General features: G+C 68.5%; 6 protein-coding genes. All 6 read right to left on the reverse strand.

Going from position 1 to position 8,868, the window contains the following annotated elements:
- The 6 genes from queD to AC16DP_RS22920 all read right to left on the reverse strand — a co-directional run bounded on the left by queD (position 1) and on the right by AC16DP_RS22920 (position 8,521).
- Positions 1 to 363: a 6-carboxytetrahydropterin synthase QueD gene (queD, locus tag AC16DP_RS22895; RefSeq protein ID WP_329725611.1), complete on the reverse strand. Its 363-nt coding sequence runs from the start codon at positions 361 to 363 to the stop codon at positions 1 to 3.
- 27 nt (positions 364 to 390) lie between these two features.
- Positions 391 to 1,683 (reverse strand): class I SAM-dependent RNA methyltransferase, encoded by a 1,293-nt coding sequence (locus tag AC16DP_RS22900; RefSeq protein WP_329725612.1) that lies wholly within the window; start codon positions 1,681 to 1,683, stop codon positions 391 to 393.
- 91 nt (positions 1,684 to 1,774) lie between these two features.
- The gene (locus tag AC16DP_RS22905; protein WP_047857818.1) at positions 1,775 to 2,431 is read right to left on the reverse strand and encodes a CoA transferase subunit B; all 657 of its coding nucleotides are present in this window, start codon (positions 2,429 to 2,431) and stop codon (positions 1,775 to 1,777) included.
- 9 nt (positions 2,432 to 2,440) lie between these two features.
- A complete protein-coding gene (locus AC16DP_RS22910; protein WP_329725613.1) occupies positions 2,441 to 3,139 on the reverse strand; it encodes a CoA transferase subunit A in 699 nt (232 codons plus the stop codon).
- A gap of 90 nt (positions 3,140 to 3,229) precedes the next feature.
- A complete protein-coding gene (locus AC16DP_RS22915; RefSeq protein ID WP_329725614.1) occupies positions 3,230 to 4,408 on the reverse strand; it encodes a thiolase family protein in 1,179 nt (392 codons plus the stop codon).
- A 270-nt stretch (positions 4,409 to 4,678) separates the two neighbouring features.
- Entirely contained in the window at positions 4,679 to 8,521 is a 3,843-nt protein-coding gene (locus tag AC16DP_RS22920; protein ID WP_329725615.1) for a protein kinase domain-containing protein, read from the reverse strand.
- Positions 8,522 to 8,868 lie beyond the last annotated feature (347 nt).

Genomic DNA, 8,868 nt, shown 5'->3' on the forward strand with positions numbered 1-8,868 from the left:
TCAGTCGTTCTCGCCGCGGTAGATACAGCCCGAGGTGCAGGTCTCCCGCACCATCACCTGGGAGAGCTGCGGGAGCCGGGGCCTCACCCGCTGCCAGATCCACCGCGCCAGATTCTCGCTGGTGGGGTTGGAGAGCCCCTCGATCTCATTGAGGTAGTAGTGATCGAGCTGGGCGTGGATCGGCTTGAAGGCCTCGGTGAGGTCGGCGAAGTCCATCACCCAACCCGAGTCCGCGCCCACGGGTCCCTGAACATGCAGGGTCACGCGGTAGGAGTGGCCATGCAGCCGGGCGCACTTGTGCCCCGGGGGCACATTGGGGAGGCGATGGGCCGCCTCGAAGGTGAACTCCTTGAAGATCTCCACAACAGACTCCTGAGAGCCGCCGGGTGTCTACGCGGGCAGCTCGAAAGACATCACCGACTCCACGTGGTGCGTCTGGGGGAACATGTCCACCACCTGGAGCGCCAGCGGCTTGTAACCGGCCTCCACCAACCCCGCCGCGTCCCGGGCCAGGGAGCCCGGATCGCACGCCACGTACACCACCCGCCTCACCCCCAGGGCCTTGAGCCACCGGGCGAGCCCTGGCGCCCCCGTCCGGGGAGGATCCGCCAGCGCCAGGTCGAACCGCTTCCCCTCGCGGATGAGGCCCTCGCACACCTTCCGGGCATCCCCCTGGTGGAACCGCACATTGGCCACCCCACCCTCCCGCGCACTCCGCTGGGCCAACTCCACCGAGGCCGGAGAGGACTCCACCCCCAAGACCGATGCCGCGCTCGCCGCCAACGGGAACGTGAAGTTGCCGTTGCCCGAGTACAACTCCAATACCGCATCCGACTCGCGCGGGGCCAGCTCGTACACCGCCGAGGTCACCAGCCCCACGTTGGCTTCCGCGTGCGCCTGGGAGAAGGCGTCCGGGCGCAGGTACAGCGGCACCTCGGGCCGCAGCGGCGACACCGAGCGCAGCACCGGCTTGCCAACAATGCGCGGCGAGCCCTCCTTCGGCACCAGCACCGCCCCCTCCAGCCGCAGCGAGCGTACCGCCTTGTCGCATGCCTCCACGTGCCGGGGCGTCGCCTGCCCCTTCAGCAGCACCGCGAAGGCCGCCTTGCCGCCCTCGGCCAGCAGGTGCACCTCCTCCGCGTCCCGCGCCACCGGCTTGAGCAACGGCCCCAGCTTCCCGGGCAATGTGGCGAGCGCCGGCACCAACGCGCCGCACTCGTCCACCGGCACCCGGTCATGGCTCCGCCGCCCGAAGTAGGAAAGATCGTCCTTGAGGAAGTGCAGCACCGCGCGCCGCCGGTAGCCGAACTCCGTGGGCGCGATCAGCAGGGGCCGCACCGCGAAGCTGTCCCGCTTCAGCCGGCCCAGGTGCTCCAGGGCGGAGAGGACGATCTCCTGCTTCGCGGCACGCTGGGCGGCCTCGGACAACTCCAGCCAGTCGCACCCGCCACACCGCGCGCTCAGACCACACGGCGAGCGCCTCCGGTCCGGGCTGGGGGCCAGCACGTCGCCGATCAGGTGCCCGCGCACCACCTTGCCCTCGTGCTCCAGGCGGACGCGCACGCGCTCGCCGGGGAAGGTGCCGGGCACGAAGACGGTGCGGCCCTCGTACGAGCCCACGCCCTCTCCGAGCTGACCGAGCCGCTCGATCGTCAATTCAATGGGGATATCCGGCAGCAGCATGGACCTTATTCGACCTCCATACCGGCCGGGGTATTCCGCCGCGGCCCCGGGGGGAGGGACCGCGGCGGGAACGACACGAGACCCAAGGGCCTCAGATCTTCATCTCACGCACGTCCGGGGCGATCTTGAGCTTGGGCTCGGTAATCGCCTGGACCTGCTCCACCGTCACGCCGGGGGCCAACTCGCGCAGCACGAGACCCTGGGGGGTCACGTCGATGAGGGCGTACTCGGTGACGATGTGGTTGATGCACTTGAGGCCGGTGATGGGGAGGGAGCACTTCTTGAGGATCTTCGGCTTCCCCTCCTTGTTGACGTGCTCCATGGTCACGAAGACGCGCTTGGCGCCCACCGCGAGATCCATGGCGCCGCCCGGGCCCTTCACCATCTTGCCGGGGATCATCCAGTTGGCGAGGTCTCCCTCCTCGCTCACCTCCATGGCGCCGAGCACGGCCAGGTCCACATGGCCGCCGCGGATCATCCCGAAGGACAGCGCCGAGTCGAAGAAGGCGGCGCCCTTCACCACCGTCACCGTCTCCTTGCCGGCGTTGATGAGATCCGGATCCTCCTCGCCCTCCATGGGCCACGGTCCCATGCCGAGAATGCCGTTCTCGGACTGGAACATGATGTCGATGCCCTTCGGAATGTAGTTGGCAACCAGCGTGGGGATGCCGATTCCGAGGTTCACGTAATAGCCGTCGCGCAGCTCCTGGGCGATGCGCTGGGCAATCTGCTCACGGGTCAGGGGCATGGCGTCCTCTCAGGCCTTCTTCTGAACGGTGCGGCGCTCGATCCACTTCTCGAGATTCTTCGACTGGATGATCCGGTGCACGAAGATGCCGGGCAGGTGCACCTGATCCGGATCGATCTCACCGGCGGGCACGATGTGCTCGGCCTCGACGATGGTGACCCTTCCCGCCATGCACATCATCGGCGAGAAGTTGCGGGCCGTCTTGCGGAACACCAGGTTGCCCCAGGTGTCCGCCTTCCAGGCGCGCACGATGGTGAAGTCCGCCTTGAGCGGCGTCTCCAGCACGTGCAGCCGCCCGTCGATCATCCGCGTCTCCTTGCCCTTGGCGAGCTCGGTACCCGCGCCCGAAGGGGTGAAGAAGCCGCCGATGCCACAGCCACCGGCGCGGATGCGCTCGGCCAGCGTGCCCTGCGGGTTGAGCTCCACCTCGAGCTTCCCGGAGAGCATCTGCTGCTCGAAGACCTTGTTCTCGCCCACGTAGCTGGCGACGATCTTCTTCACCTGGTTGGCCTTGAGGAGAATTCCCAGACCCAGCTCGGTGGTGCCGCAGTTGTTGGAGATGATGGTGAGTCCCTGAGTCCCCTTGCGGTGCAGCGCCGCGATCAGGTTCTCGGGATTGCCGCACAGCCCGAAGCCGCCGCTCATCAGCGTGGCGCCATCCGGGATGTCGCGGACGGCCTCGTCCGCGCTCGCGATGATCTTGTTCATGAACCCCTCCTACGAGAACGGGGCGAGGGCCGATAGACCCTCACCCCGCCCCTCTCCCAGGGGGAGAGGGAGTGTTCGTCCCGTGTTGGACTAGCGCTCCACCATGAGCGCGATGCCCTCGCCGCCGCCGATGCACAGCGACGCCACGCCACGCTTCTTGTTCGTGTCCTGCAGCGTGTGCACCAGCGTCACCAACAGGCGCGCGCCCGAGGCGCCGATCGGGTGACCGAGCACCACCGCGCCACCGCGCACGTTCACCTTCGAGGCCTCCAGGCCGAGCAGCTTGTTGTTGGCCAGGGCCACCACGGCGAAGGCCTCGTTGATCTCCCAGAGGTCCACGTCGGTGGTCTTGTGACCGGTCTTCTTCAGCAGGTTGTTGATGGAGTCCGCCGGAGCGATGGTGAACTCCACCGGCTTGCGGGCGGCCCCGGCGTAGCCGGCGATCCGGCCCAGCACGGTACGGCCCTCGGCCTTGGCGCGCTCGGCGCTCATCAGCACCAGCGCCGCGGCGCCGTCGTTGATGGAGGAGGCGTTGGCCGCCGTCACCGTGCCGTCCTTCTTGAAGACGGGCTTGAGCGTGGGGATCTTGTCCGGCTTGGCGTTCTTGGGGCCCTCGTCCTCGCTCACCACCACGTCACCGCCCTTGCCGCCGGGCACGGTGACCGGGACGATCTCCCGGGTGAACAGGCCGGCCTTCTGGGCCTCGATGGCGCGCCTGGTGGACTCGAGCGCGTACTCGTCCTGGTTGGCGCGGCTGATGCCCTGGGTGACGGCGCACTCCTCGGCGCAGCTGCCCATGTGGACGTTGCCGTAGGGATCCCACAGGCCGTCGAGGATCATCGCGTCCTTGAACTCCACGTTGCCCATGCGGGCGCCGCCACGCATGGTGTGGCTCACGTAGGGCGCGTTGCTCATGGACTCCATGCCGCCGACCACCACCACCTCGGCGTCACCCAGTGCAATGGCCTGGGCGCCGGCGATGACCGCCTTCAGGCCCGAGCCGCACACCTTGTTGAGGGTGACGGCGGGAACGGTGTCGGGGATGCCGGCGTAGATGGCAGCCTGACGCGCCGGGGCCTGGCCCACGCCCGCCTGCAGCACGCAGCCCATGATCGTCTCGTTGACCTGGGCCGGGGAAACGCCCGAGCGCTCCAGCGCCGCCTGGATGGCGATGGCGCCGAGCTGCGGGGCCGTCAGCTTGGACAGGGCTCCCTGGAAGGCCCCGATGGGGGTACGCGCCGCGCCGACGATCACCACTTCACGAGCCATGAACTGCCTCCTTGGGATGCGGGAGATGACTTCAAATAACGCTCGGGAGGGCCCTTATCACTGCCGCTTGTAGGAGGGTCAAGCCTCCTTGCCCGCCCGGAGTCCGGAGCGTCCACTGTCCCGAGAGATGGGCTTCTGGCTCCGAGGAATACTCGGAATCTACGCTTGATGCAGCACGTCATGCAAAGCAGCAGCCAGATTGGCTCGACCGGCGGGCGTGTCCTGCCAGGCCAACAGGGTGTCCACGGCCATCCCCATGGCTTCGAGGCCCTATTCCGTGGCTTCGCCCCAGCGCTGGCGGGCCAGTTCCAGCGTCCGGGCGTTCTCGGACACCTGGCGCAGGAAGCGCTCTCGGGCCTTGGGCTCGGGGAAGTCACCGGCGCGGGCCCTCACGCACTTCACGGCCTTGCTCAGGGCCGTGTCTCCCGCACTCGCATCCCCCTGCGCGAAGCAGGCTTCCGCCAACGCCAGGTACATGCCCACCGCGTAGACGCCCTCGCTGCACATCCGCTCCAACGCCCCCACGCCCAGTTCCGCCTCCTGCCGGGCTTCCTCCATGCGCTCCTGGACGAGCAGGATGGAACTGAGGACGGTGCGCGCGAACACCAGGTAGGCCGGGAACGGCCTCAGCAGCTCACACGCCTTGAGCGCATGAGACTCGGCTTCGCTCAGCGCGCCACCCGCCGCGGTCATCCGCGCCAGCAGGGCATGGGTCATTCCCGCGAGGAAGGGAAGGACGAGCTCCCGCCCCAACAACTCGAGCGCCCAGGCGTGCGCCTCCCGCCGCTCCTCCAACTCGGGGCTTTCGGACAGCACCAAGCCCAGGATGAACAAGGAACCCTCCAGCAGGAAATGGTGTTCCGTCAGTCTGGCGAAGGCCAGCGTCTCTCGAAGCAGCTCCACGGCCCCCTGCGGATTTCCCGCTGCTATCAGGCTCAACCCCAAGGGGAACCGGATGAAATTCGTGTTCCGCTCCGAGCCCACCGAGTCAAAATCCCGCCGACCCTGCTCGAGCACCGTGAAGCTCCGCCATGGGCTGGCGTCGAAGGAGTGGAGGAAGTAGCCCTGCGACATGCGCGCAAATCCCCGGGCCATGGGGGAGTGGGTCATCGCGTCGGCGCCCACCTCCATGAGCCGCCCGAGCAGGGCTTGCGCCTGCTGCCGCTCGCCGGACCAGATGTGCGTGGCCCCGATGAAGGAGACGGCCTCCAAATAAGCCTCGACCGCCTCGGGCTCCGGCGTGGTGCGCACCAGCAACCCGCACAGTTCCGCCATCTGCTCCGGATGGGCAGCACTGGCGCCGCCAATGAGCAGGTTGCCAATCAACCGGCACCACAACGGACTGCCGGCCTTCAGTCCGGCCAACGCTGGGATGCTCAGTTCCACGGCCCTGGACATCTGCGCCATCCAGAAGAGCACCATGGCCTGGAGCGCCCGCAGATGGGTGAGGTCCTCGCTGCCCACATCACAGGCCAGGGCCGTCTCCACGCACCGCAGCGTCCCATGCAAGTCATTGCGCTCGAAGAGCCGCTCGGCGGCCCGGGTGTAGAAGTGAACGGCACGCTCGGGCTGCTGCCCCCGCTGAGCATGCGTGGCGAGCACCAGTGAATCGGGCTCGCCCATCCGCTCCAACCACACCCCTGCGAGCTGGTGGCCCAGGGGCTTCTGGCTGTCGGGCACCAGGCCATAGGCCGCATCCCCCACCAGCGCGTGGCGGAACCGGTACTCGGCCGCATTGGGAAGGCGGCTGTCGGGCCATGGCTCGATGACCTCCTGCTCCACCAGCAGCCGCAGATGCTGCTCCAACTGCGTCCGCTCGCCGTGGCGGCCCAACAGCTCCCCCACGCCCTCCAGCCAGAAGGAGCGGCCGAAGATGCTCGCGGCCAGCAGGACCTGACGTAACCCCGGCTCCATCCGCAGCAGGCGCGCCTGCAGCACCGCCAGCACCGTCTCCGGTGCCTCCTTCCCGCGCCCTTCCGCCGCCATGCGGATGAGTTCCTCCAGGAAGAGGGCATTGCCATCGGATTGCTCCACCACCTGCTGCACCACGGACTCCGGCACCTGCGGCCCCAACACCTCGCGCACCAGCCGGACACTGGCCTTGCGGCTCAAGCCCTGGAGCGGCAGTTCCTGCAGGCGCCTGGCCCACATTCCCGGGAAGAGTTCCTTCACCTCGGGCCGTGCCAGCGCCAGAACCAGCAAGGGCTGCCCGGCCAGTTCCCGCAGCAGCCCATCCACCAGCGTCACCGTCAGCGCATCGCTCCAGTGCAGGTCCTCCAGCACCAGCAGCACCGGTTGCCGCTCACACTCCGCCTTCAAGAAGACCACCAGGGCCCGGCCCACCTGCGCACTCATCAACCACGGGTCGCTCCGCGCCGCACGCAGGCGGGGACTGTCTTCCTCGGGAAAGGGAATGGCACACAGCTCGCCCAGGAACTCCACCGCCTCCTGGACCCTGGCCTCCGACAGGTGTAAGGCCACCCGCTGGTACAACCGCGTCCGCCGCGCCTCCAGGCTCTCGCCCTCTCCTACTGCGCACAGCCTCCGCAGCGCCTGACCCAGCAGGCCGTACGCGGCGCCCGTGCTCATCGGGTCTCCGCGCCCCAGCAACACCAGAGGCGGCTGCTCCCGGCCCTCCAGGCGGCGCACGAATTCGTGGCGCAGCCGGGACTTGCCCGTGCCGGGAGAGGCCGTCACCAGCAGGGCCCGCGCGGCGGACTCCTCCACACACGCGGTGAAGGTGAAGTCGAGCAGCGCCAGTTCCTGCTCCCGGCCCACACACTGAGTGGGCTTGCCCAGCAACGGACGGGAGGCGTCGGCGTCGAGCCGCTCGCCCTGCAGGACGAAGGCGCCTGAATCGGCTCGGGAGAGTTGGAAGCCCGACCCGAGCAACCCGGCCGTGACATCGTCCATCACCACGCTGGCCGAGGGTGTGCTCCCCATCAGGTGCAGCAGCCGCCCCGCTCGGTCCATGGCCTCGCCCACTGGCAGCCGCTCGTTGAGGACGCCCAGGCCCGTGGCCAGCACCACCGCGGCCTCCGGCCAGCGCTCCTTGAACGTGAGGGCGCAGCGCGCCGCCAGCACCGCCTGGTCCGTGGCTGTGCCACGCTCGGGCACCAACGTGGCCACCAGCGAGCCGTCCGCCAGTAGCTCCACCCGGGCACCCAGTAGCGGCGCCAGGTACGTGCGCAACGAGTCACGCAGCACCACGCCCTGGTTCCAATCCGCCGTCTCCTCCTGGGACCCGGCCGCGAGAGACACCAGCAGGACGCTGACGAGCGTCTGCTCGGCCTCCGTCCCGCTGTCGAGACGCAGCTCCGGCCCGGCCTGCGACAGCAGCAGTTCGGGGACGGACTCCATTGCCACGAGTGCCTCCACCAGTCTGGCTGCGTCCGGCAGCCTGCGCCGCGCGTCCTTGGCCAGCATCCGGTCCACCAGCACCTGCAGGCCAGCCGGCAGCCCCGGGCGCAGCACCTCCAGGCGCGTGGGCTCGGCGTGCAGAATCTTCGCCAGCGTGGCCGCGAAGTGGGGCGCCGCGAAGGGCGGCTTGCCCGTGAGGCACTCGTACAGCACGCACCCCAGCGAGAAGATGTCGGCGGCGGGAGGAATCTCTGGCGCACTGGAGGCCTGCTCCGGCGCCATGTACCCCGGCGTGCCCACCACCATGCCCGTCCCCGTCACCGCAACCAGCGTGGGATGCGCATGGCGTGCCAGACCGAAGTCCAGCAGCACCACCTCCTCCGGCCGACCCCCTCTCAGCAAGAGGTTGGAGGGTTTGAGGTCCCGGTGGATGATGTCCTGTTGGTGGGCTACCGCGAGCGCCTCGGCTGCCCGGTGCAGCAGTGTCAGCGTCTCTGGCAGCGACAGCGGTTGGCGGGCCAGTCGCCGTGACAGGTTCTCTCCCTCCAGCCACTCCATGGCCAGGTAGGGCTGGTGCGCCTCGGTGGAGCCATGCGCCACGTAGGCAACGATGCCGGGGTGGCGCAACTCGGCCAGCAGCACGGCCTCGCGTTTGAAGCGGTAGGCCACCTCTGGAGAGGTGACGCCATGCAGCAGTTTGAGGGCCACGGTGCCACCCGTGGTGGCGTCCGTGGCGCGATAGACGCTGCCCATCCCTCCGCGGCCCGCCAGTGCCTCAAGGATGAAGCGGCTGGCGATGACCGTCCCCTTGGGCAGGATTCCAGGGGGTTGGGCGGGTACGGGGGGGGGTCTTGTCGTGGTCCATGGATGTCCGGCTGTACTCCTCTGGCCACCATAGCCGAGCCTCTTCCCTGTGCCCAAATCACCCCCAGGTCATCTTCGGGGGCAGCAGTCTCTCTGCCCATGCCGGGCGCAATCGGCATAGGGGGGTAGAGAGGGTAACTCCCTACTCCCCCTGCCACACCACCGGACAGGCGGATCCGCATCCGGCGGTTCGGTTGGTTGAGGTTATCTCTCCCGACGTCCGTTTTCGTTCGCCG

Source organism: Archangium sp., assembly GCF_057119385.1.